Raw genomic sequence first — 23298 nt, 5'->3', positions numbered from 1 at the left:
TCCAACGTATCGCGAAGTGTGCTCGGGCATGGCCGGACACGCTGAAGTGGTGCGGGTGATCCATGGCCTGCGCCAGGGCGACGCCCGTACGCCATGCCGTTCAGCCGTCTATACGTCCAATGCTGTGCAGCGCCATGCTGTGCAAGCATCGGCCAGCCGCTTTCAGGCCGAACTGGCGCGAGCGGGCCATGGCAGCATCACTACCGAAATCGCCGTGGCCGGGCCGTTCTGTTTCGTCGAAGACGAGCACCAGCAATAGCTGTCCAAGCATCCGGGTGGCTATTGTGGGCTGGGTGGTGTCGGTGTTTCCGGTTCAGTGAGATCGCCCGCGCAAGGTGCTGGACTCGTGCGTGCGCATGCAAGCCTCAGGCAGCTGCGCATAAGGATGCCGGGGTATGGCCAAGCCATCCCCCGGCTGTTTGCGGGCACAAGGGGCCGCGGTCGCCTTGAAGCTTATGCGATCGAGTTGAACGGCACGCCTGCCAGCACTTCAGTGGCAACCTCTACCGTGGACGCGTTGTTTACGGCATTCGTAAACGTCAAGTCACTATGCGACTTGCCGCTTACCGGGTCGGGGACGGACAGATGGGTGTCGAATGAAAAGCTTGGTTTCCCATCGGGAGGCGAAGAGTGATTGGGCCTGGTCTTCCAGTTGTCGCTGGTGTCGGCATAGGTATGCGAGGCCTCATGAAGCACCGTGGCAGCCAGGGCATCATCCGGTCTGTCCTTCAGCGACTTTTCTGAAATGTACATTCTGTCAAAACGAATTTTATCGTGAGTTTCAGGGTCGATCATTGACATCGATAAACCAAGGCGGTGTTCGGATGACATGCTGCGGACGGTCGAGGCGTTGTCATCACGCAACTTCTGCAGGCCATCCAATGTATAGGTCAACTGGGTTTTCAATGCCTGTCTCTGTGATGGTTCCTGGAGGCCGCCCGGAAAAAGATCGGACAGCAGCTTCTTCGTTTCCCCGCTCCAGCCAGAGGGGTCTTTCAAGGCCGAAATGGCCTTCTGGGTCCAGGTTATCGCGGTTCCGAGTGCCTTCATCACTCGATTGTGTTCCGGTTGAGATAACGGGAGGCCGTCTTTGTTTTCCTTTTCGTTTTCAAGGAAAGGATGCGATTCGGTGACATGCTCAACGTAGAACGGTTTGAGCGAACTGATGTCGGAAGGATTCTTGGTTGCGTGCTGGGCAGTAGTTGGAGATGAAGTGCCTTGCGAAGCCACGGGCGACGCTGGCGATAGCGCGTTTACAGTCATGATGTTTTAGGTTTTCTGCATAAGTAGACCCCACGATAATCGGTGCCGGCGGCGGGGATGCAGTAGCTGTTTACGTCGAGCGTTGAATCAGCCCGTTCAAAACCAAGGCAGCTGTTGATGCGACGCTGGAGGAGCCATGCGTCGACATGAGGGGCTGGGGAAAGTGCGGCCGGGGCGATATCTGTCGTTGACACGGCAGCCGTGTCGCGCCGGCTCTGCTGTACCCGATCATTCCATCGTCGAGAGCAAGGCGCAGAAAATACATCGGCGTGATCTTCGCCGTATCATAACTGTTTCCCTGTCCCACTAGTGCGAACGGGAATCGCATGTTGAGAGCGCGACGGCAGGTCTTTTATCGTGCCGGGTGCGGCATGACCGCGATAGCAGTTGGCGCAGATGGCATCTGCAGCGCGTCAAGCCATGCGGCGTCGCTTTGCCGGCGAGGCGCACGCGCTGTGCGGGTCGAGCAGGTCACGCGGCAGGTTCTTGAATATGTCGGCCAATTGCTTGAGGAACGCCCCCATCGCCGAACTCTTGCGCCACGCCATGGCGATCCTGCGGCTGGGTGGATGACCGCTGAATTCGACCAGGTGCAGATTCGGCGCCTGTGCGACGGGAGGTTTCACGGCTAGCGTGGGCAGCAGGGTGATGCCTACATTGGCAGCGACCATCTGGCGCAGCGTTTCCAGGCTGGTGGCACGAAAGCCGCTCTTTTCGCCGGCACCGGCCATATGACACACCTCCAGCGCCTGATCGCGCAGGCAGTGCCCATCTTCCAGCAGCAACAGGTTCTGATCGGACAGATCATTGAGCTTCAGTTGCGGGTGCTTGGCCAGCGGATGCGATTGCGGCACGGCCAGCAGGAAGGGTTCTTCGAACAGGAATTCCGTATGCAGGCTGTCATCGTGGAGCGGTAGCGCGAGGATGCCGGCGTCGAGCTTGCCTTCGCGCAGCCGGTGCAGCACGTTTTCGGTTTTTTCCTCCACCAGCAGCAGTTCCAGCCGGGGGAAGCGCTCGCGCACCATGGGCACCACATGCGGCAGCAGGTACGGGCCAAGGGTGGGGAAGATGCCCAGGCGAACCGTGCCGGATTCCGGATCTATCGTGCGACGCGCGATGCCCTTGATCTGGTCGATTTCATTGAGCACCTCGCGGGCGCGATGGGCGATCTCGCGGCCCACATCGGTGAGCAGCACCTTGCGTGGCGTGCGCTCCACCAGTGGCACGCCCAGTTCATCTTCCAGTTTCTTGATCTGGGTGGACAGCGTGGGCTGGCTTACGAAGCAGGCCTCCGCCGCACGCCCGAAATGCCGGTGCTCGGCCAGGGAAACCAGGTAATGCAGGTCGCGCAGGTTCATGGCTCTCCTGAAGAAAGGGCGTTTCTCAAATAATAGAGGATTCCTATGAATATTATGTTAGTGATCAATTTTGACAATGCAAGTGGCGGGTGCGGGTAGTCCGGCAAAAAGCCTGGCGATCGCCGGGCTTTTTTGCCGCAGGGAAGGGGCCGGGCACGGAGTGGCCCGGAGAGGGCCATGCCTTATGGCATTGGGGTGGATACGCTGTTCCGGCTACCGTTGAACGTTTTAAGACCGTCAGCGAGGCTCGTTATGCATCGTCTTATCCCTGCCGTTGCCCTGACCGCGTTGGCAACGTGCTGTGCCGTGGCTTTTGCCGCCACGCCCAATGATCAGGCGCCTCACGGCAGGCTGCCGGGCTGGGCTGTTCCGCAGTCGTATCAGCTTTCGTTCCGGGTTAATCCCGCGCAGACCGAATTCACCGGCACGACGACGATCAAGGTCAATCTGAAGGCGGCAGCCGATCACGTCTGGCTGGATGGGAGCGATCTGAACGTCAGCAAGGTGGTGATCACCGAGGCGGATGGCGCAACCCATGACGGTAAATACGTGGTGGTGGCGCCGCAGGAAGGCGTATCGCGCATCGACTTCGGCAGCACGCTCAAGCCACAGGCGCTGACCTTCACCATCGATTATTCCGCGCCCTTCAACCAGCAGCTGCAGGGCTTGTACAAAGTGAGCCACGCCGGCGTGCCTTATGCGATGACGCAGATGGAGCCGATCAGTGCGCGCTTTGCTTTCCCGAGTTTCGATGAGCCGGGCTTCAAGACCCCGTATGACATCACGCTGACCATTCCGTCCGATCTGGTCGGTGTGGCCAATACGCAGCAGATCAGCGAAACGGCTGCCGGGGCCGGCTGGAAAACACTCAAGTTTGCGCAGACGCGGCCATTGCCCACCTATCTGGTGGCGTTTGCCGTCGGCCCGTGGGATATCGCCAAGGGACCGGATATCACGCCGGATGATTACCGCAGCGAGGCGATCCCCTTGCGGGGTATTGCAGCGACGGGCGAGGCACACCGCATGCAGCATGTGCTGAGTGAAACACCGAGCATCATCCACACGTTGGAGAATTACTACGGTTTCGGCTATCCCTTCGGCAAGCTGGACTTGCTTGCTGCGCCGGATTTCTCCGCCGGCGCGATGGAAAACCCGGGCCTGGTGACGTTCCGTGACTGGCTGCTATTGCTCAATCCGGATTCGCCGGAACAATACGTGCGCGGTTCGTTCAATGTGACGGCGCATGAACTCGCGCATCAGTGGACGGGCGATACCGTCACGCTGGCCTGGTGGGACGACCTCTGGCTCAACGAAGCCTTCGCCACCTGGATGCAGCAGAAAGTCACCATGAAGGTGCATCCGGAATACCGCGCCGATCTCGACCGTATCAGCGGTGCCGAACGGGCGATGCAGAACGACAGCCTGACCAGCGCACGCAAGATCCGTCAGCCGATCACTGGCAATGGCGATATCGAAACGGCATTCGACGGTATTACCTATCAGAAAGGCGCCGCCGTGATCGGCATGTTCGAAGGCTATGTCGGCGAAGATATCTTCCAGAAAGGCATGCGCGCGTACATCCAGGCGCACAAGTTCGGCAACGCCAAGGCGGATGATCTGGTCGGCGCCATTGCAACGGCCGCGCATCAGGGTGCGTCGTTCAATCACGCGTTCAACAGCTTTCTTGATCAGAGCGGTGTGCCTTACGTGCAGACCAGGATCGAGCAGAAAGACGGCAAGATCCAACTGCAATTGAGCCAGAGCCGTTATTTGCCGCTCGGCAGCAGCGGCGATGCCAATCGGGTCTGGGGCATTCCGTTCTGCGTGCGCTATGCGGGCCAGGCAGGTACCAAGGTCAGCTGCACGTTGCTGGATAAGCAGACCGACAGCATGACGCTTGCCGACGCGGCTCCCTCGGCGTGGGTGATGCCCAATGCCGATGCTCGCGGCTACTACCGCTTCAGCCTGGACAAAGCCGGCTGGGCGAATCTGACGCAACATGTCAGTGCGTTGAGCAATGGCGAACAACTGGCCTACGCCGACAGTATCGATGCCGGCTTCCGCAAGGGTGAATGGAATGCCGGCGAAGCGATGACGGCATTGAAGCCGCTTACCGGCGTGAACACCGCTGAAGTCGCCGTGGCACCGCTGGCAACGCTGCAGTGGATCTATCGCTACGAAGCCGTCACGGATGCGCAGCGCGCCAAAGTGGTCGATTGGGTGAAAGTGGCGTATCTGCCGCGCCTGCAGCAGCTGGGGTACCAGCGCAAGCCCGGCGAGCCCAGTGCCGACGTACTGTTGCGCACCCAGCTTGCCAGTGCGCTTGCGCTCGATTTCAAGGTGCCGGACGTGCGCGCCGCCCTGCTTGCGCAGGGTGATGCCGCGTTGGCGAAGAAAGCCGATGGCCGATTGAATCTGGCGGCTGCGAATCCGGATCTGCTCGGCGCCGCGCTTGCCGTAGCTGCGCAGGAACGCGGCAAACCTGCCGTCGATGCCTTGATCGCCGAACTGTCGCAAACCACCAGCCCGGATTTGCGCAATGCGATGTTGATGGGCTTGAGCCGCGTGGCACAACCGGCGCTGGCCGATCAGGTGCGGGATTTCGCCTTGAGCAAGGACGTCAAGGTCGGTGAAATGGCCATGATCCTGCGCGGTGGACAGGAAACCACCCATACCCGTGATGGCCTGTGGCAATGGTTCACCGCGCACTATCCCCAGGTCCTGGCGCGTACCGGCAGCTTCGCCAGCGGCGTGTTGCCGGTGCTGGTGGGAAGTGGCGGATGTTCCACCGCCGAAGCCAATCGCCTGCAGGCCTATTTCGAGCCCCGTCTGAAGGACATCGCGGGTGCGGATCGCGGCCTGGCGCAAACCCGCGAGCAAACGCTGTTGTGCACGGCGCTGAAGGCCAAGCAGGACCCTGCAAAGATCTGATCGCAAGCCATGGGTAAGCAAACGCCGGAAGGTGCAAACCCTCCGGCGTTTTTTATGCGCTGTCGTGCAGCCGGTCGGCATGGCCTTTTCAGCCTTGCGATTCCATCTAAACTGCACGAAACGTCGCCAGGGGAGAGCCGCATGCGTCGATGGATAGGGATGTTCGTTCTGCTGTTTATGCGCGTGCCGTTGTTCGCACAAGCCATGCCGCCAGTGCCTCTTACGGATAGGCCGCACGATGCATAAGGTACGAGAGGCTTTGCTAACCGCCACACAGCGGCTCGGTGATCGTGTCGATGCCGAGATATTGCTGGCATACGCGCTGAGCAAGTCACGCAGTTGGTTGATCGCGCATGCGGATGATGCGCTTTCGGCCGAACATGCATCGGCTTATACCGTGCTGGTTGAACAGCGGGAGGCTGGCGAGCCGGTTGCCTACATCACTGGCCGGCGCGGCTTCTGGTCGCTCGATCTTGAAGTGACGCCGGCGACCTTGATACCTCGGCCGGAGACCGAGTTGCTGGTGGAGCTGGCGCTGGAACGCTTGCCCGTCGACAAGGCCGTAAAGGTGCTTGATCTAGGCACCGGCACCGGCGCCATTGCGCTGGCGATTGCACGCGAGCGGCCGCGAGCAGATGTCATCGCCACCGATGCCAGCGCTGAAGCATTGGCGGTAGCGCAGCGCAACGCGGAGCGTCACAGCATCAGGAATGTCAGCTTCGCGCTTGGTGATTGGTTGGCGCCGCTGGGCGAGCAATGTTTTGATGTGATCGTGTCCAATCCGCCGTATATCGAAAGTCACGATCCCCATTTGAATCAAGGCGACTTGCGTTTCGAACCCATTAATGCGCTCGCTTCCGGTGAAGATGGATTAAATGATATTCGCCGCATCATTCGTGATGCAGGACGGCATCTTTTACCGGAAGGATGGCTGTTGTTCGAGCACGGATGGAATCAGGGTGATGCTGTTTGCATGCTGCTGCGCAACGCATCTTTCGCGAAGGTTTCAACGATGCGTGATCTGGAACAGCGTGATCGTGTGAGCATGGGATGCTGGTCAGTCAGCAAGGATTGTGATTCGCCATAAACATCGGCGTAGACTGCAATCACAACTGAGGGAGCCCGGATTAAGTCGGCGCATCCGGGCATTACTACAACGACAAGGTCTGCCCCGGATCCCATGCCATGAGCTACTGCCGTCGTGTTGTTGCTTGTCGCCAGCCAGTGCAGCGTTGTTTGCCGTACTTGATCCGTCTGCTGCTGGTTCCTGCGATGCTTCCTGTCGCAGCACCCGCTGTCATGGCGCAAACAGCGCCGGCAGCGGCGGCATCCACGAATGCGCCAGCTTCGCCGCCACCCACGCCCGCTGCAAAAAAATCCGCAGTGACACTTAGCGAGGTGATGGTGACGGCAAACCGCCGTCGTGAACCGGAACGCGAAGTACCCATGCATGTGGATACGGTATCGGCGGTATCGTTGCAGCAGGTCGGCGCCAAGAATCTCAACGATTACGTGTCCTATCAACCCGGCGTGTTCTTCGCCAGCGCAGGCGGAACGGGCCAGGGCGAACTGATCATGCGCGGTGTGTCGACCGGCAATCAGACCAGCCCCACGGTTTCGGTTTATATCGATGATGTGCCGGTCGGTGGCAGCACGGTGTACGCGGCCGCTGCGACGTTCGTGTTCGATCCGGCCCTGCTCGATCTTGATCACATCGAGTTTCTGTATGGTCCGCAGGGTACGCTGTATGGCGCAGGCTCGATGGGCGGCCTGGTGAAATATGTGACGGTCAAGCCGGATACCAGCGGATTTTCCGGCAACGTGGGCGGGGATATTTCCAACACCAATCGCGGCGGTTTCAGCTATACCGAGCATGCATCGCTCAATATCCCGCTGGTGAAAGACAAGGCGGCGCTGCGCGTGGCGGTGGTGGATCAGCATGTCACCGGCGTCTATCAGGCCGTGGGTGAAACACCGGCCGGTGGCGATGACCGCACGCATACCAAGGGAGCGCGTGTGCAGCTTGAAGTCGATCCCACCGACAAGCTCAGCTTCAACGCCACGGCGATGGCGCAGAAGATCGACGCGGATGGCTTGTCGATGGCCGATTACAACCTGGAGGGACAACCCATTTCCGGCGGCCCCTATAACCGACGCCTCAATCACCGCGAGCCATTTACGCAGACGCTGGAGCTTTATTCCTTCCATGCCGGCTACGACTTCGATGCGGGTACGCTGGATTGGATCAGTTCCTATCAGAACTTCGTCAATCACAGCGTGCAGGATTATCCCGACTCGTTCCTTGCGCTGTTGAACGAACTTGGTCCGGTGCTCGGCGTGGATCAGCAACTCAGCTCGCTCTACGTCGATTCGCAATACACCGTGCACAAGACTTCGCAGGAAATGCGCCTGACCTCGCGCAAGAATCCGAACTTCGATTGGCTTGGCGGTCTCTGGTTCAACCGAGAGAACGTGTGGGAACAGTACGTGCTGGAGGGTGACAACAAGTTTGCCCCGGGCCAGACCAGCCTTATCCAGCAGAACGTCAATGCGGGTTTCGAAGAGTATGCGGCTTATGGCGATCTCACCTGGCATGTTGATTCGACCCTCGATCTGACGGTCGGCGCGCGTACCAGTGGCAACTCGCAGCATTTGTCCAACTTCGAGGAAGGTCCGGTGGCGGGTAGTCCGGGCGGGTTCCGCGAGCACCTGCTCAGCGATGACGTGACCAAGATGATCACCCTGAGCTGGCGTCCCACCGACAAGGACAGTTATTACATGCGTGCCTCCACCGGCTACCGGCCGGGTGGTCTGCAAGCGCCCATCGAAAGCACCTTGCTCGGTCCCAATCCGAATGCCAGGGACACGTTTGGTTCCGATAATCTGGAGAGCTACGAGCTTGGCTACAAGAGTAGCCATCTGGACGGCCAATTGAATGTGGGTATCGATGGCTACGACATCGAATGGCACCACATGCAGCTGTATACCTATACGCTGGGCAACACCATCATCCAGAACGCGGGCGATGCACGTGTGGAAGGCGTAGAAATGGAGGCCAATTATTCGCACGGCCCCTGGCAGTTCGGCGCATCCTCGGCCTACACCGATGCCTACACCAACAACGGCAGTCCGCAATTGGGTATCCAGCCCGGTGCGCCGCTGCCGTATTCGGCCAAGTGGGCCGGTACGCTAAGCGGGAAGTACAAGTTCATTCTGGCCGGGACGGATGCGTATCTAGGCGCCAACGTGCGGGCATCGACCCATCGCAATGCGGGTTTTTCGGGCGACAACAGCGACCCGAATTTCTACCTGCCGGGATTCATGTTTCTCGACATCAATACCGGCGTGAACCTGCGCAACGGCACCAATATCGATTTCTACGTGCGCAACGTGTTGAACAAGCAGATTCCGATCGGCACCTTGAATGACGAGGCGGTGAATTTCCTGGCGACGATCGGCGGGCCGATGCTGGTGCAGTTGTCCACGCCGCGAACCATAGGCGTGTCGTTCAATGTGCCGTTCTGAATGGCGGCACTTTTCTTTTTGGGATAGGGAACAGGGCGCCCCGCTTTTCCTCCTCTCCCCTCCGGGGAGAGGATCGAGGTGAGGGGCCAGCCTTGCGATAAACCTCCAAAGAAACGCAGCACGCTTTTCTTGCTCTCCCTTACGGGGAGAGAGCCTGCCCCGGACTTGATTCGGGGATTGAGGTGAGGAGTGCAATCTCGCGGTGAGCTAACTTTGAGTCGGGCCTGGGTGGGACATCTGCGCGAGGTTGGCCCCTCACCCCAGCCCTCTCCCCGGAGGGGAGAGGGGGAAAGGCCCTAGTGTCCTGTGTTGCTCAGCTGCTTCGGCGGCTTGATCGCATACAGCAACGCCGGCAGGAACACGAAAGTGGCCAGCAATACCGCCACCAGGCTGATCAGCAGCATGCGTCCCATGCTCGCCATGCCGAGATCGTGTGACAGTGCCAGGGAGCCGAACGCGGTTCCGGTGGTCAGCGCCGAGAACAGCACCGCACGCGCCGAGGCCGAACTGATGAAGCGGCGCATGCCTTCGCGCCAGTTCATCACGAAGTACACGTTGAACGACACGCCGACACCGAGAAGCAGCGGCAGCGAAATGATGTTGGCGTAATTGATCTCCATGCCGAGCATGCGCGCCAGCAGGGCGGTGAGCAGCGCGGACATGCCGAGCGTCACCAAGACGATGCCGGTATCCCTCAGGCGGCGGATCACTACCAGCAACACGACCGCAATCGCGATGATCGCCAGCACGGCGGCTTGCTTGAACGCATGCATGATGGTGTCGGCGGAGGCGATGGTGGTGACGGCCGGACCGCCCGCGTCGGGCGCGATGCGCTGCACGGCTTCGACGAAACGACGCAGACCCTGCGTGTCCTGTTCGCTGACCGTGGGCGATACCTGGATGCGCACCTGGCCGTTGGGACTGACCCAGTCGCGCTTGATCGACTCGGGCAGCGTGGCCAAGGTGACGGGCTTGGTATCAAGGGCGTCACGCAGGCTGGCCAGCTGGGTGGGCAGGAAGCGGCTCACCGCTGCATTCATCGCCATCAGTCGATCATCCGGCGACTTGGCGAGCTTTTGCAGCGCGACGTCGATGCCGCGCAGCGGCGAATCAGCGGGCATTTCTGGATTGGCCTGGACGATCGCATCGTGCGTATCGGCAATCGCCTCGCGCAAGGCCGCGGGTGTGACCGGCGGAGCCGAAGGGTCGACATCCAGCGACGGCAGCATCAATACCTGGGCCTGGTCGAGCTGATCCAGCGATGCCGCCTGATCGGCGGGCACGAAGGTGGCCGCGGAGATCACGCTGGAGACTTCCGGCAGCTTCGACAGCTTGTCGCTGAGCACGCGCGCGGCATCCAGGTTGGGCACCATGATGTTGATGTTGAACGGATTGGTGATCGGGTTATCCGCCAGGCTGCGCAGTGTGCGCATCGGTTCGGAATGCGGATCCTGCGTATTGAGCGGATTGGCATCGAATGGCATGCGGATCCCGGCATACAGGCCGATCACCCCCAGCAGGGCGAATACGATAAGCACCGGCTTGTAATGGCGATGCAGGGCCACGTCCATCTTCGGGCCGAAGAACAGCGACAGTTCGGCGCCCTGGCGTTGCGGTTTGAACATGCTGAACAGCGCCGGCAGCAGGCTCAGCGTGCAGACCAGCGCGATGCCCATGCCGACGCCGGCGATGGTGCCCAGTTCGGCGACACCCACGAAGCTGGTCGGTGAGAACGCGAGAAAACCACAGGCCGTGGCCGCCGCCGCCACCGCAATCTGGGTGCCGGATACGCGTGCGCCTTCGGTGATGGCGGTGATGATGTCTGCATGGAGCATGCGCATTTCGCGCATGCGAACCGCGTACTGAATGCCGAAATCCACGGCAAGGCCAATGAACAGCACGGCGAACGCCACCGAAATGACGTTCAAGGTGCCGATCGCCAGTGCGGCAAAACCGACCGTCAGGGCGAAGCCGACCAGCAGGGTGATCAGGATCGGAACGATGCGGCGGAACGAACGCATCGCCAGGTACAGCCACAGCGCCAGCAGCAGCAGGCTGCCGAGGGTGCTCCACACGATGCCCTTGGTGAGCGCGCCGAACTGCACGTCAGCCAATGCGACCGAGCCGGTGTAATCGATGCGCACGCGGCCGCTTTTCACGTCGGGCAGATTGTCACGAATGCGTTCCAGTGCCCTGGTGGCGGCGTGTCCCGGTTCCAGCGAGCCTTCTTCCAGCACGGGATGGGTCAGCACGATGCGCACATTGTCGGGTTGCTGGGTCACATCCGAACCCAGCAGGTTCTGCCAGGAGAGCGGTGTAGGATGACCATCCGCAGCATCGTCGAGCACCTTGCGCAGCTGATCCAGCGCGGGCTTGTAGGGGGTCAGGTCGGCATGCTGGATGCGCACGCCGGCGGCCATCAGCGACACGCCGTTCAACAGTCCGCGCGCCGACGGATCGGCAGCCAGCGGTCCCAGCAGCGGCTGCGCATTCATCAACGAGTTGAGCAGCTTGGTCAGGTCGTTCGGATCGAGCAGCAGCAGGCCTTCGGTGCGGAAGAAGGGATCGGCATCCGGCCGGGAGACATCGATGAAATGCTTTTTGTCGGCCGCCATCGCCTTGGCGAGCTGCGCCGCGGTTTCGTCGGATTCTTCCGGTGTCGCGCCGCGCACCACCGCCACCAGCAGGTTGTTGAACTGCGGGAATTCCCGGTCGAACGCCATCGCGTCCTGACGCCACGGCAGTGTCTTGGCGAACAGGTTGTCGGTGTTGGTGTCCACGCTCAGGCGATGTGCGGCCAGCCAGATGCTGCACCCCGCCAGGGCGAAGTAGAACAGCACCACCAGCACGGCGTAGCGCCGGCAGAATCGGACAAAACGGACGATAAGCTCAGTCACGGGCCTAACGCTTCCTTATTGATGTTAACCAGCAAAATTCGGGGCATTGCTTCCTCCCCCCGGGAGGATGGAGATGGGACATCTCGCCGCGTGCGTTGAATCACTACGCGCGCAAGATGGCACCCTCACCCTGCTTTCTCTCTCAAAGGGAGAAGGGAAAGCAGTCCACCCTCAAGCACTCGCCTGGTTCAATGAACCGAGCTTGGGAAAACGGGCAAAGATCGCTTTGCGGATGCCAGGCAGGTCCAGACCCGCCTCGCTCAGCACTTCCTCACGGGTGCCGTGTTCCAGATAAGCATCGGGCAAGCCCAGATGCAAAATCGGCGAGTTTACACCATGTGCCGCCAGGCATTCGGAGATGCCGGCGCCGGCGCCACCCGCGATGACGTTGTCTTCGAGCGTCACGAAGGCACCATGGTCTTTCGCCAATTCAAGCAGCAGGGTTTCATCCAGCGGCTTGACGAAACGCATGTTGACCAGCGTGGCATCCAGCTCCGCGGCGATCTCCAGGGCCGGGGCCAGCATCGCCCCGAAGCTCAGGATGGCCAGGCCGTGGCCGCGGCGGCGCAGCTCGGCCTTGCCGATCGGCAGCGTGTCCAGCGCTTCGGCGATCGCTACGCCGGGACCGGTGCCGCGCGGATAACGGATCGCCGCCGGACCGTTGTAACGGAAACCGGTCGTGAGCATCGCGCGGCATTCGTTCTCGTCAGCAGGCGCCATGATCAGCATGTTCGGCAGGCAGCGCAGAAAGGTCAGATCGAAACTGCCGGCATGCGTGGCGCCATCCGGTCCGACCACGCCGGCACGATCGATCGCGAACGTCACGTCGAGATTCTGTAGCGCGACATCATGGATGGTCTGGTCGTAGGCGCGCTGCAGGAAGGTGGAATAGATCGCCACCACCGGCTTGGCGCCTTCGCAGGCCATCCCGGCCGCCAGCGTGACTGCGTGCTGTTCGGCAATCGCCACATCGAAATAGCGCTGCGGATAGCGCTGCGAAAAGCGCACCAGGCCGGAGCCTTCGCGCATGGCGGGCGTGATGCCGAGCAGGCGTTCGTCGGCGGCGGCCATGTCGCACAGCCAGTCGCTGAAGACATCGGAATAGCTGGGTTTGGATGGCCCTGCTTTTTTCACCACGCCAGCGCTTGGATCGAACGGGCTGACCGCGTGATATTCGATCTGCGCCTGCTCTGCCGGCGCATAGCCTTTGCCCTTGGTGGTGATGATATGCAGCAGTTGCGGGCCGGGCAGATCTTTCACCGCACGCAAGGCATGCAGCAATTGCGGCACATCGTGACCGTCGACCGGGCCGTTGTAGTGAAAGCCCATTTCCTCGAACAGCGTGCCGGGCAGGCGCGCGACGGATTTAGTCAAACCACCCACGTTTTCGCTGATCGACATGCCGTTGTCGTTGAACACCACCAGCATGTCGGCGTTGACATCCGCCGCATGATTGAGCGCTTCGAACGCGATGCCGGCGGTCATCGCTCCATCGCCAACCACGGTGACGATCTTGCGCGTATCGCCTTTGCGCTTCAGCGCAATGGCCATGCCCAGTGCGGCGGAGATCGAGGTGGACGAGTGACCGACGCCGAAGGTGTCGTACTCGCTTTCCTCGCGGCGAGGAAACGGCGCCAGGCCGCCCTTCTTCTTGATCGTGGTGATACGGTCGCGGCGGCCGGTCAGGATCTTGTGCGGGTAGCACTGGTGGCCGACATCCCAGACCAGCCGGTCGTGCGGGGTATCGAACACGGCGTGCAGCGCCACCGTCAGTTCCACCACGCCCAGCCCCGCGCCGAAATGACCGCCAGAACTTGCGACGGCCTCGATCAGGTACCCACGCAACTCATCGGCGACCACGGAGAGCTGGTCATCGGGTACGCGGCGCAGATCCGCCGGCGTCTGGAGCGCGGACAGATGCGGATAACGGGACAGGTCGATCATCGGCGTATTGTTAACCCTGCGTTAGGGCGGGGCAAGGGAAACACGCGGCGCCGCCATGGCCCCGGTCAAACTCCACTCAGTTTGAGGACGCCGCCTTACACCAAGGCTTCGCGCCGATGCCGGGGCAGGTGGCTGACCAGGAACTCCATCTGGTCCGCCAAGATATTGCGATTGGACAGGATCAGGTGTTCCACCCAGCTCGGCCGGTACGGCACCGCCAGCAGGGGCATGTTGGCTTCCTGCGGGGTGCGGTTGGACTTCTTCAGGTTGCAGGCCAGGCAGGCGCTGACCACGTTTTCCCATTCGTCCCGGCCGCGCTTGGAAATGGGCAGCACGTGGTCGCGGGTCAATTCGCCGCGGCTGAAACGCTCGCCGCAGTACATGCATATATAACGATCGCGCCCAAAAAGGGCGCTGTTGGTAAGGGCTGGTGCCGGGTCGATGGCGTGATCGCGGCAATGGCCGGTGCTGGCCACGATGGGGTGAAGCTGGATCTGGCTCTGCCTGCCCAGGATACGGTTATGGCCGCCGTGCACGGTGAGGCAAGGATCGCCGAGGGTCCAGGCCACCGCCTCCCGCACGTAAAGGCAAACCGCGTCCTGCCAGCTGATCCAGTCAAGGATCCGTCCGGCGGCGTCCAGCGACAACACGCGGGTCGAGTTGAGATCGGCCAGCTTTGGCACTTCCATCAGCATGCGTTCCGTCCTTCACCCAGTAGCGAAAGAGCGCCCATCCATGCAACGGTGCTCGGTTTTGCGGCAGCATAGACCAACTTGATTGCAAAACACATGCAAAAGCCGGGCGATACCTCTCAAAAATCCTGAGTTTGGTCTGATTCCCCCTAGGAAGCAGGCGCTGATATAGTGATCGTTCATCTGTAGACCCGACGCCGGGTTTGGGAGGGGAAGCCTGGGTGGCGGCCCCGGCACGGCGGGGCAGAGGTAAGCAACGTGGCTGAAGTACTTTTCTACGAGCGGCCGGTGCCGCTCAATCGCACCGCTCACAAGGATCTGCGCATCAAGGGGCTGCAGAACCTCAAGTTTGCGCACGGCGTGCATTCCGTGCCGCTGACCTGCACGGAATTCCCCGTCACCGCCCGCGATATCCCGATCCTGTTCGCCGGTTCCGACATCGCCAGTGCCGGTCCGATGGCGCTGCTGGGCCTGCGCCAGAACGAAAACCTGTTCCTTGATACCGATGGCCAGTGGGCGCAGGGCGTCTACATTCCGGCTTTCGTGCGCCGCTATCCGTTCGTGCTGGCTGAGAAGCCGCCGGGTTCCGAAGGCGACGATTTCACCGTGTTCCTCGATGAAGCCTATGAAGGCTTCAGCGACCAGGAAGGCGAGCGCCTGTTCCAGGAAGACGGCAGCGAATCGGACATGCTGAAGAACGCCGTGAACTTCCTCGGCGAATTCCAGCAACACGTCGCGCGCACCAAGCAGTTCATGGAAGATCTGAAAAAGTACGACCTGCTCGAGCCGCGCAACGTTCGTCTGGAGCGCAACGGCAACGTGCTCAACCTCAACGGCCTGTATGTGGTCAACGAGGAAAAGCTGCGCAAGATCGATGCGGAAACCACGCACCGGTTCCTCAACGACGGCACTTTGGCCTGGATCTACGCGCACCTGCTGTCGCTGTCCAACATCGATCGCGTGGGTCAGCGTCTGGCCCTGCGCGAAGAAGCCGAAGCGGCGAACAAGACCAAGAACTGATCGTCACCGGTACGGTTGCAAAAAAGCCGCCTCATGGGCGGCTTTTTTGTGGGCACGCCGGCTACGGAAGTTCAGGGACGCACGGCGGTCACTTCAATTTCCACCCGAAAGCCCGGGTTCGCCAACGCCGCCACCTGCACCGCCGAGCGCGCTGGCAGATTCGGTTGCTGCTTGGTGCCGAAGAATTTGGCGTAGCCGGCCATAAATCCGGCAAAATCCATATGCCCAGCGTGATCCGGATCGCCCACCAGGAACACATTCATCTTCACGATGTCGCCCATGTCCAGATGCATGGCCTGCAGTTGCTTCTGGATATGGGTGAGCGTGCCGATGGTTTGCGTTTCGGTGTTGCCGTAGGCCGCCACGGAATCCTTCGCTGCCTTGGGATCCACCACGGGCGGCACATTGCCGCTCAGATAAATGGTGGCTTTGCCGGCAGGCACTTCCACCGCGGCGGAAATGGGAAAGTTGCTGTTCGGAATCGGGTAGCGCGTCACGTCCTGCGCGGAGCTTGCAAACGAAGCGAACAGTGCGCACAGCGCAACAGCGTGGATGGCCTTATGCATGAGACAACTCCCGTTTACGGCTTGGTTGCCGATGGCTGGTTCTGCGGGTGCATGGCAGCGACTTCCGCAGCAGTAATGCTGTTGCTGTAGGTGTTGCCGAAATGTGTGCGGACATAGTTGATGACTTCCGCAATCTGCTCGTCGCTGAGCTTGGTGTCGGCAAAGAAATTGCTGTGCGTCTCCGGCTTCATCTCGAAAGAAGGCATGTCGTGCCGGCCGAACAGAATCACGGCCGCCATGTATTGGGGCGATGCCAGTTTCGGATTGCCGGTGAGTGCGGGATAAGTGCCCGCGCCGGTTGCACCCTTGGCATCGGGCATGTGGCAGCCCTGGCAGATGCTGTGGAAGATCTGCTCGCCATTGGCGTTCTTGATGGTGGTGCGGGTGTAGAAGGCGTTATCGGAGGATTGGGATTTTGCAACGCCGATGCTCAGCATACTCAGCGCGACACCGCAGAACAGCGTAACGAAGCCACGCTTTGCTCCCTCTCCCCTTCGGGGCACGCGGGGGAGAGGGAGTGGCTTGTGGCGAGATTGGAACAAGCGCCTCATGCCACACCTCCCGCCATCACGCGCTGATGCAATCGCTCAATCACATCCAACGCCGAAGTCACTGCGCCTTCCTGCCACGCAGGCAGATACGACGCGTGCTCGCCGGCAAGCGCAATGCGTCCATCGATCTGGCACAGGTTGTTGTAGTGCCTGGCGCGCAGCTCATCCGACCAGCTCGCAAAACACCCCATGGTGAACGGTGTGCGATGCCAGGCCACGGCGATGCCGTTCTCGTATTCCGTCTTGTATTGCGGATGAATCTGGCTGCCGTATTCCACCGTTCTACGAATGCGCTCTTCCGGCGTCATGGCGGTGAATTCGTAGGCACTGAGGCCCCACATATAACCGCCAAGCAGCACGCCCTTGCCGCGCGTGTTGTAGTCGTTGCTGGGGTAGCTGATGCAGTTGATGGGCAAGTCGGTGGCGGTGATGCCGCCGTAGATGTCTTCGTCTTCCTCCCAGAAGCGGCGCTTGAATTGCAGGCCTACCTTGACGGTTGCAGCGTAAGGCACGGCGCCAATCGCATCGGCCATCGATGCGCTCACATTCATCGGAATCTGGCTGAGGATGGAAAGCGGAATCGTGCAGATGCACCAGTCGGCGTGCGCTTTGTGTGCCTGGCCTGGATGCCGCGCATCCACATAAGTGACGGTAACGCCGTGCTCATCTTGATGAATTTCGGTGACCTTGGCGTTGTAGTGGATCAGCCCTTTCAGTTCACGGCCGAACGCTTCACCAATGCGTCCCATGCCGCCTACGGCCTGAAACAGCGTGGTCTGGAATTCGAAGATCTCGCCCTCGGTGAGGTTTTTCCACATGCGTGAATCAAGCACATCATGCAGCTGCAGCGGTTGCGAATCCGTCGGCTTGCCCGACAAGCCGCCGCCTGGCGGTTTGTCGTAACCACGGCGATTGCTCACCGCAGGGCCACTGGCGTAGGCATAGTTCTTGTCGAGCGCGCCCCAATCCCGCAATGACTCCAGCAACAGGGCCTGGTCATCTTTGCTGAGCTGCGTATCGAGTTTGCTCTGCTGGGTGACCTTGGCCAGCATCTCCGCCACATGGCCGCGGTAATCCGCGTTAATGGTTCGGTAGCGTTGCGGTTTGCCGCCGAAGGCATCCGGGCTGTGCAGGTAGGCGTTGTAATTGATCTGCACGAACGGCTCCAATGGCACGCCGAGCTTCTTGCAGTAATCAAGCAGACCGCGATGGTGATAAGGGATGCGCCACGGGCCTGGATTGATGTACAGCCCGCGGTCGAATTGGCAATGCTGGGTGTGGCCGCCCATTTCGGTATAGGTATCGCCGCCGCGCAGCGTCCAATTTCTGCCACCGGGGCGCGCGTTGTATTCCAGCAACTGCACCTTGTAGCCAGCCTGGCGCAACTCGTAGGCGGCCACCATGCCGGCCAGCCCTGCACCGAGTATCAGCACCGACGTACCGCGTGGCGCGCCTTGCAGTTTAGGCGTGCCTTTGTAGGGTGATTCGGCGGCCAGGCCCAGGCTGCTCATCGCCTGGTACATCGCCGCGCCACCCGCACTCAATCCGATCATGCGCAGCAGATCGCGGCGCGTCATCGACGATTCTGACCCTTCCCCTTGCATCGCTCACCCCTTGCTACCCCAAGTGGTCAGCACATCGCATTCGGGGGCTGGGCGACAGTGACATAAGGCATGTTTGTGGGGCTTTGCTATTCGGGACAGGCAATGTGCTTGCGAAAAGGTTGTGGCTCGCAGGAGAGCAGAGGAATGGTGGCTCGTGGCAAGCATGCGATTCGAGGCAAGCTCGGCCCCTCACCCCAGCCCCCGGATCAAGTCCGGGGCAGGCTCTCTCCCCGAAGGGGAGAGGGGGAACAGCAGTTTGTGGAGGGATGTCGTATTTACCAAGCTTTGCTCCCTCTCCCCTTCGGGGAGCGGGTTGGGGTGAGGGGCTGCGCTTGCCTCGAACGTTGTGGCTACAACGTCATGTGTATTTAGTGCGTAGGCTTGGCCAACCTGAGCAGATCCACGTTGTAGCCCGCCGCCTCATACAACGCCCTTGCGCGTTCGTTGCCGGGAAACACAGCCAGGGTCACCAGCTGGCATTGATGCTCGCGTGCCCATCCTTCGGCGTACTCGATCAACGCCTTGCCCACGCCCTGGCCTTCGTGGCGTGGCGCGACAGCAAGATCGGAGATGTGGCAGTTGGGTCGGCCGGTGAAGTAGTCCTGGGTTTTCTGCAGGTGGATGAAGCCGACGCGCTCGCCTTCCGCATCTTCGGCGATGAACACATAGCTGTTGGAGGGCTGCTCATCCAAGTGACGGCTGAGGTCCTTGCGAATGCCTTCGATGCATTCATGCCGCTTGCGCCAGGTGGGCAGGGAGAAATCCACGAAACGTGGAACCAGGCCGAGGATGAATTCGTCGTCATCCTCGGCGAGACGGATGTGAAAAGCGTTGTCGCTCATGCGTCAGCCGGTCGGTGGACGGAACGGGTAGGTTGTTCTACACCCAAGCGGGTTGCGGGTGGAAGTCCCTCGGCTCAGTTCCGGTGGCTCAACGGCGCATGGCTCCGCCCCTGCGGGCGGAGCCATGCGATGCATCAAATACTGACGACCGGCAGCGAGATATAGCTGGCCTCATCGGCCGAGTGATAAATCCGCTGCGTCGCTTTCTGATAATCCGCCGGCTTGGCCCAGAAGATGTTCGGCACGAAGGTCTGCGGATTGCGGTCATACAGCGGGAACCAGCTCGATTGCACCTGCACCATCACGCGGTGACCAGGCAGGAACACGTGATTGGCATTGGGCAAGTCGAAGCGATAGGCCAGTGGCTGATTGGCTGCGAGCGGCTTGGGGTCGTCGAAACCTTCGCGATAGCGCCCACGGAAGATATCCATCGCCACCGCGAGCTGATAGCCGCCCATCTCCGGCTGCTCGGCGACCTGATCGGGATACACGTCGATCAGCTTCACTACCCAGTCGCTGTCGGTGCCGCTGGTCGACGCCACCAGATGCACCACCGGCGTACCGGCGATGGTCAGCGGTTGGGTGAGTACGTCAGAGATGTACGTGACGACATCAGTGCGGCCTGATGCTTCACGCTGATCGTCGACCAGCCACTGCGGCCAGGTGAGGCCATTGTCGTAGCCGATAGGCTGGATCGGCCGGGCGCGGAACGGGACCGGATGCGCCGGGTCGGAGACGTATTCGTCATAGCTGCTGCCCGCAGCGGGCGCACTGAAGCCGAGCTTGTTATCCGCCTCCAGATACAGCGGCCGGCTCTTCGTGCTGCAACCTTGTTCGCAGGCAAGCGGCCAATGGCTGAGCCGTTGCCACTGATTGGTGCCCGTCTGATAGGCGGTCACCGGTGCGATGTCCGCCTTGGGAGCGCCATCCTTGAGGTATTGCGCCAGATACGGGCGCAGGATGTGCTCGCGGAAATACTTGGCGGTGTCGCTGCCGAATTGAATCGCCCCAAGCGAGCTGCCTTCTTCGATTTCCTGGCCGTGGTGCCAGGGGCCCATCACCAGCTTCACCATCTCGCCGCTGGTGTCTTTCGGCTTGATGGCGCGATAGACGGCGAGTGCGCCGTAGATGTCTTCCTGATCCCACAGGCTGTGCACCAGCATCACCGGCACCTTCAGCGGCTGTGCGGCAAGTACCTTGTCGACCGCCTGTTCGCTCCAGAACGAGTCGTACGCCGGGTGCGCCAGCACTTTGTTCCAGAAGCCGAGCTGTTCCATGCCGTACTGGCGGCCGAGTTCACCGGCCGAGCCGGCCTGCATGAACAGGTCGTATTCGTCGTGATAGTCGGTCCACCATTTGTAGAAGTTATCGCGGCTGGCGCTCTGCTCGTAGATGTAGGACATGTTTTGCTGGCGGAACGCACCGTGATGGAACCAGTCGTCTCCCATCCAGCCATCCACCATCGGGTTCATCGGCACCGCGACTTTCAGCGCCGGATGCGGATTGATCAATGACATCAGCGGCTCGAAGCCGTCATAGGAAATGCCGATGGTGCCGACCTTGCCGTTCGACTCGGGCACGTTCTTCACCAGCCAGTCGATCGTGTCGTAGGTATCGGTGGCGTCATCCACCGGCGTGGGGTTGAGCGGGCCGTGGATCGGCCGGTTCATCACGTAATCGCCCTCGGAGCCGTATTTGCCGCGGATGTCCTGGATCACCCGGATGTAGTGATCTTCTACGATCACGTCGGTCGCGTTGTCGTAACCCTCCAGCATCGGGCCGAGATGGCCGCTCATCACATGATGCGTGAGTTCTTTGGCATCGTAGGGCGTGCGCGTCAGCACGATGCCGGCGTGCGTGACGCCCTTGGGAATCAGGATGACGGTATGGAGCTTGACGCCGTCGCGCATCGGAATCATCACGTCGCGCTCGACGTAGTCGTAGCTGCTGGTGACCGGCTTGAATTGCGCCGGCGTTTCGCTGGGGTAGTTGGGGTATGGCGAGTTGCTGGGCGGATCCGTCGCCAATAGAGCGCCGCTCAGGCTGAGCAGCAGGGCAAACACGGCAGGACTGAGCCCGCGTAACGCGATCGCGGCACGACTCGACTTCATGGTGACTCCCCGTTGGATGTGCCTGCCTAGACTAGCGCAATGTCGGGAAGCGGCTTACCCCATCTTTTGGGACATGAGAGGAGGGTGAGGGGACAATCTTGCGAAATGTTCCCGCTGCATTTTTATGCGCTTGCTTTGTTTGCGCATGCTGCATCGCACGAGCACATCCATGTGCTCGCCAGCAGGTCAGGCGACGATCAGGCAATCGCCGGCAACGTCTCCACACCGGCTTCCACGATCGTCTTGTGCAAATGCGCACGCGGCAGAATGCGGGCAAAGTAGAACGCCGCCGTATCGCGCTTGGCCTGCTTGAACGCGGCCTGTTGCGAACTCTTCTCCACCGCCGCCGCCGCACGCGCCCAGAAATAGGCGAGGGTGATGTAGCCGCTGTAGTAGAGGTAATCGGTCGCGGCAGCACCGAGTTCTTCCGGATTGGCCTGGATGCGCTGGGCCAGCTTGAGCGTCAGCTCACCCCATTCCTTGGCCAAGGTGCCCAGCTGGGCGACGTACGGACGGAGCGTTTCATCGGCCGCGTGCTGCTTGCAGAACGCGCCGATCTCGGCGAGGAAATGCTGCAGGCCCACGCCCTTGAGTTGAAGAATCTTGCGGCCGAGCAGGTCGGCGGCCTGGATGCCGGTGGTGCCTTCGTACAGCGTGATGATGCGTGCATCGCGCACGAACTGCTCGACGCCGTTCTCCACGATAAAGCCGTGGCCGCCATACACCTGCAAGGCCTCCTTGGTGCATTCCTGGGCAAGCTCGGTCACCACGCCCTTGGCGATCGGGATCAGGAAGGCCAGCAGTTCGCTGGCTTTCTGGCGTGTGGCTTCATCAGCGCCGCGTGCTTCGATATCGGTCTGCAGCGCGGCGTACATGATCAGCGCACGCGAGCCTTCCACAAACGCGCGCTGGGTCAACAGCATGCGGCGCACATCCGGCTGCACCAGCAGGTTATCGGCGGGCTTGTCGGGGAATTTCGGGCCGGACAGCGCGCGCGACTGCAAACGCTCACGCGCGTAGTTGAGGCTGTTCTGCAATGCGCGTTCGGCCAGCGCCAAACCTTGCAGGCCCACCGACAGGCGCGCGGCATTCATCATGGTGAACATCGCCGCCAGACCCTTGTGCGGCTGGCCGATCAGATAGCCTTCGGCTTCGTCGAAGTTCATCACGCAGGTGGCCGAGCCGCGAATACCCATCTTGTGCTCGATCGCGCCCGGGTAGGCGTTGTTGCGTTCGCCCAGCGAACCATCCGCCTTCACCCTGAACTTGGGCACGATGAACATCGAGATGCCGCGGCTGCCGGACGGTGCATCAGGCAGACGCGCCAGCACCAGGTGGATGATGTTGTCGGCCAGGTCGTGATCGCCCGCACTGATGAAGATCTTGGTACCGCTGATCTTGTAGCTGCCGTTCGCGCCGGGTTCCGCGCGCGTCTTGAGCAGACCCAAATCGGAGCCGGCCTGGGGTTCGGTCAGGCACATGGTGCCAGTCCATTGACCGGCCACGATGGGCTTGAGGTAGGTGTGCTTCTGATCCTCCGTGCCATGCAGTTCCAGCGCGTGGCAGGCACCCTCGGACAGCAGCGGATACAGGCTCCAGGACAGGTTGCCCGACTGGAACATTTCGGAGGTGGCGATGCCCATCACCGACGGCAGTGCCTGGCCGCCGAATTCTTCCGCCATGGTCAGCCCGGCCCAGCCACCTTCGGAGAACTGGCGAAAGGCTTCCTTGAAGCCCTTGGGCGTGGTGACCGCGCGCGCGGCTTTGTCGAAATGGCAGCCTTCCTCGTCGCCCGGCGCATTGGTGGGCGCCAGCACGTGTTCGCTGAGCTTGCCGGCTTCTTCCAGCACCGCGTCGAGCAGGTCGCGGGTGTGGCCCTCGCCGCCTTGCAGCTTGGTGAGGATGGGTTCTGCGCCAAGTACGTCGAAGAGTGCAAAGCGCTGGTCATCGAGCGGGGCTTTGTAAAGCGTCATGGCGTAAATCCTTCGTGTGGC

General features: G+C 61.1%; 16 protein-coding genes. 5 read left to right on the top strand and 11 right to left on the bottom strand.

Annotated elements, in window-relative coordinates:
- Positions 1-28: 28 nt before the first annotated feature.
- Complete coding sequence (locus tag ISP19_RS15005; RefSeq protein WP_204683215.1) at positions 29-259, top strand: peptide-methionine (S)-S-oxide reductase; 231 nt, start codon at positions 29-31, stop codon at positions 257-259.
- Between the two features lie 194 nt (positions 260-453).
- Here ISP19_RS15005 and ISP19_RS15000 read toward each other — a convergent pair whose 3' ends face one another.
- Together ISP19_RS15000 and oxyR are read right to left on the bottom strand one after the other, a co-directional pair.
- On the bottom strand, positions 454-1263 hold the full coding sequence (locus ISP19_RS15000) for a hypothetical protein (protein ID WP_204683214.1): 810 nt from the start codon (positions 1261-1263) through the stop codon (positions 454-456).
- Between the two features lie 413 nt (positions 1264-1676).
- Positions 1677-2621 (bottom strand): DNA-binding transcriptional regulator OxyR, encoded by a 945-nt coding sequence (gene oxyR / locus ISP19_RS14995; protein ID WP_204683213.1) that lies wholly within the window; start codon positions 2619-2621, stop codon positions 1677-1679.
- Between the two features lie 252 nt (positions 2622-2873).
- Here oxyR and ISP19_RS14990 point away from each other — a divergent pair, with 252 nt between their 5' ends.
- From ISP19_RS14990 to ISP19_RS14980, 3 genes are all read left to right on the top strand, one after another.
- Complete coding sequence (locus ISP19_RS14990) at positions 2874-5552, top strand: M1 family metallopeptidase (protein WP_204683212.1); 2679 nt, start codon at positions 2874-2876, stop codon at positions 5550-5552.
- Between the two features lie 238 nt (positions 5553-5790).
- Positions 5791-6639, top strand: coding sequence for a peptide chain release factor N(5)-glutamine methyltransferase (prmC, locus tag ISP19_RS14985; protein WP_204683211.1), 849 nt, complete (start codon positions 5791-5793; stop codon positions 6637-6639).
- Positions 6640-6737: 98 nt separating this feature from the next.
- Entirely contained in the window at positions 6738-9077 is a 2340-nt protein-coding gene (locus ISP19_RS14980; protein ID WP_204683210.1) for a TonB-dependent receptor, read from the top strand.
- 296 nt (positions 9078-9373) lie between these two features.
- Here the strand turns inward: ISP19_RS14980 and ISP19_RS14975 are convergent, their stop codons facing one another.
- The 3 genes from ISP19_RS14975 to ISP19_RS14965 all read right to left on the bottom strand — a co-directional run bounded on the left by ISP19_RS14975 (position 9374) and on the right by ISP19_RS14965 (position 14613).
- The gene (locus ISP19_RS14975; RefSeq protein WP_204683209.1) at positions 9374-11974 is read right to left on the bottom strand and encodes an MMPL family transporter; all 2601 of its coding nucleotides are present in this window, start codon (positions 11972-11974) and stop codon (positions 9374-9376) included.
- Positions 11975-12145: 171 nt separating this feature from the next.
- Positions 12146-13918, bottom strand: coding sequence for a 1-deoxy-D-xylulose-5-phosphate synthase (dxs, locus tag ISP19_RS14970; RefSeq protein WP_204683208.1), 1773 nt, complete (start codon positions 13916-13918; stop codon positions 12146-12148).
- Positions 13919-14013: 95 nt separating this feature from the next.
- A complete protein-coding gene (locus tag ISP19_RS14965) occupies positions 14014-14613 on the bottom strand; it encodes an HNH endonuclease (protein ID WP_204683207.1) in 600 nt (199 codons plus the stop codon).
- A gap of 255 nt (positions 14614-14868) precedes the next feature.
- Here ISP19_RS14965 and ISP19_RS14960 point away from each other — a divergent pair, with 255 nt between their 5' ends.
- Entirely contained in the window at positions 14869-15630 is a 762-nt protein-coding gene (locus ISP19_RS14960; protein ID WP_204683206.1) for a SapC family protein, read from the top strand.
- 71 nt (positions 15631-15701) lie between these two features.
- Here ISP19_RS14960 and ISP19_RS14955 read toward each other — a convergent pair whose 3' ends face one another.
- The 6 genes from ISP19_RS14955 to ISP19_RS14930 all read right to left on the bottom strand — a co-directional run bounded on the left by ISP19_RS14955 (position 15702) and on the right by ISP19_RS14930 (position 23277).
- Positions 15702-16196 (bottom strand): RidA family protein, encoded by a 495-nt coding sequence (locus ISP19_RS14955; RefSeq protein WP_204683205.1) that lies wholly within the window; start codon positions 16194-16196, stop codon positions 15702-15704.
- A 14-nt stretch (positions 16197-16210) separates the two neighbouring features.
- Positions 16211-16633: a c-type cytochrome gene (locus ISP19_RS14950; RefSeq protein WP_204683204.1), complete on the bottom strand. Its 423-nt coding sequence runs from the start codon at positions 16631-16633 to the stop codon at positions 16211-16213.
- Between the two features lie 110 nt (positions 16634-16743).
- The gene (locus ISP19_RS14945; protein WP_204683203.1) at positions 16744-18351 is read right to left on the bottom strand and encodes a flavin monoamine oxidase family protein; all 1608 of its coding nucleotides are present in this window, start codon (positions 18349-18351) and stop codon (positions 16744-16746) included.
- Positions 18352-18719: 368 nt separating this feature from the next.
- On the bottom strand, positions 18720-19193 hold the full coding sequence (locus ISP19_RS14940) for a GNAT family N-acetyltransferase (RefSeq protein WP_204683202.1): 474 nt from the start codon (positions 19191-19193) through the stop codon (positions 18720-18722).
- A 134-nt stretch (positions 19194-19327) separates the two neighbouring features.
- The gene (locus ISP19_RS14935) at positions 19328-21304 is read right to left on the bottom strand and encodes a CocE/NonD family hydrolase (RefSeq protein WP_204683201.1); all 1977 of its coding nucleotides are present in this window, start codon (positions 21302-21304) and stop codon (positions 19328-19330) included.
- A gap of 197 nt (positions 21305-21501) precedes the next feature.
- Positions 21502-23277: an acyl-CoA dehydrogenase C-terminal domain-containing protein gene (locus tag ISP19_RS14930; protein ID WP_204683200.1), complete on the bottom strand. Its 1776-nt coding sequence runs from the start codon at positions 23275-23277 to the stop codon at positions 21502-21504.
- Positions 23278-23298: the final 21 nt, after the last annotated feature.

It is taken from the genome of Dyella flava (genome assembly GCF_016904955.1).
Taxonomy (GTDB): domain Bacteria; phylum Pseudomonadota; class Gammaproteobacteria; order Xanthomonadales; family Rhodanobacteraceae; genus Dyella_B; species Dyella_B flava.
The sequence above is the reverse complement of the archived record's forward strand: the minus strand, read 5'-3'. Positions and strand labels throughout refer to the sequence as shown.

Bases quoted from the DNA above. Each gene is read 5' to 3' on its own strand.
- ISP19_RS15005 (WP_204683215.1), top strand. From the start codon at position 29: ATGGCCGGACACGCTGAAGTGGTGCGGGTGATCCATGGCCTGCGCCAG.
- ISP19_RS15000 (WP_204683214.1), bottom strand. From the start codon at position 1,263: ATGACTGTAAACGCGCTATCGCCAGCGTCGCCCGTGGCTTCGCAAGGC.
- oxyR (WP_204683213.1), bottom strand. From the start codon at position 2,621: ATGAACCTGCGCGACCTGCATTACCTGGTTTCCCTGGCCGAGCACCGG.
- ISP19_RS14990 (WP_204683212.1), top strand. From the start codon at position 2,874: ATGCATCGTCTTATCCCTGCCGTTGCCCTGACCGCGTTGGCAACGTGC.
- prmC (WP_204683211.1), top strand. From the start codon at position 5,791: ATGCATAAGGTACGAGAGGCTTTGCTAACCGCCACACAGCGGCTCGGT.
- ISP19_RS14980 (WP_204683210.1), top strand. From the start codon at position 6,738: ATGAGCTACTGCCGTCGTGTTGTTGCTTGTCGCCAGCCAGTGCAGCGT.
- dxs (WP_204683208.1), bottom strand. From the start codon at position 13,918: ATGATCGACCTGTCCCGTTATCCGCATCTGTCCGCGCTCCAGACGCCG.
- ISP19_RS14965 (WP_204683207.1), bottom strand. From the start codon at position 14,613: ATGCTGATGGAAGTGCCAAAGCTGGCCGATCTCAACTCGACCCGCGTG.
- ISP19_RS14955 (WP_204683205.1), bottom strand. From the start codon at position 16,196: ATGCATAAGGCCATCCACGCTGTTGCGCTGTGCGCACTGTTCGCTTCG.
- ISP19_RS14950 (WP_204683204.1), bottom strand. From the start codon at position 16,633: ATGCTGAGCATCGGCGTTGCAAAATCCCAATCCTCCGATAACGCCTTC.
- ISP19_RS14945 (WP_204683203.1), bottom strand. From the start codon at position 18,351: ATGCAAGGGGAAGGGTCAGAATCGTCGATGACGCGCCGCGATCTGCTG.
- ISP19_RS14940 (WP_204683202.1), bottom strand. From the start codon at position 19,193: ATGAGCGACAACGCTTTTCACATCCGTCTCGCCGAGGATGACGACGAA.
- ISP19_RS14935 (WP_204683201.1), bottom strand. From the start codon at position 21,304: ATGAAGTCGAGTCGTGCCGCGATCGCGTTACGCGGGCTCAGTCCTGCC.
- ISP19_RS14930 (WP_204683200.1), bottom strand. From the start codon at position 23,277: ATGACGCTTTACAAAGCCCCGCTCGATGACCAGCGCTTTGCACTCTTC.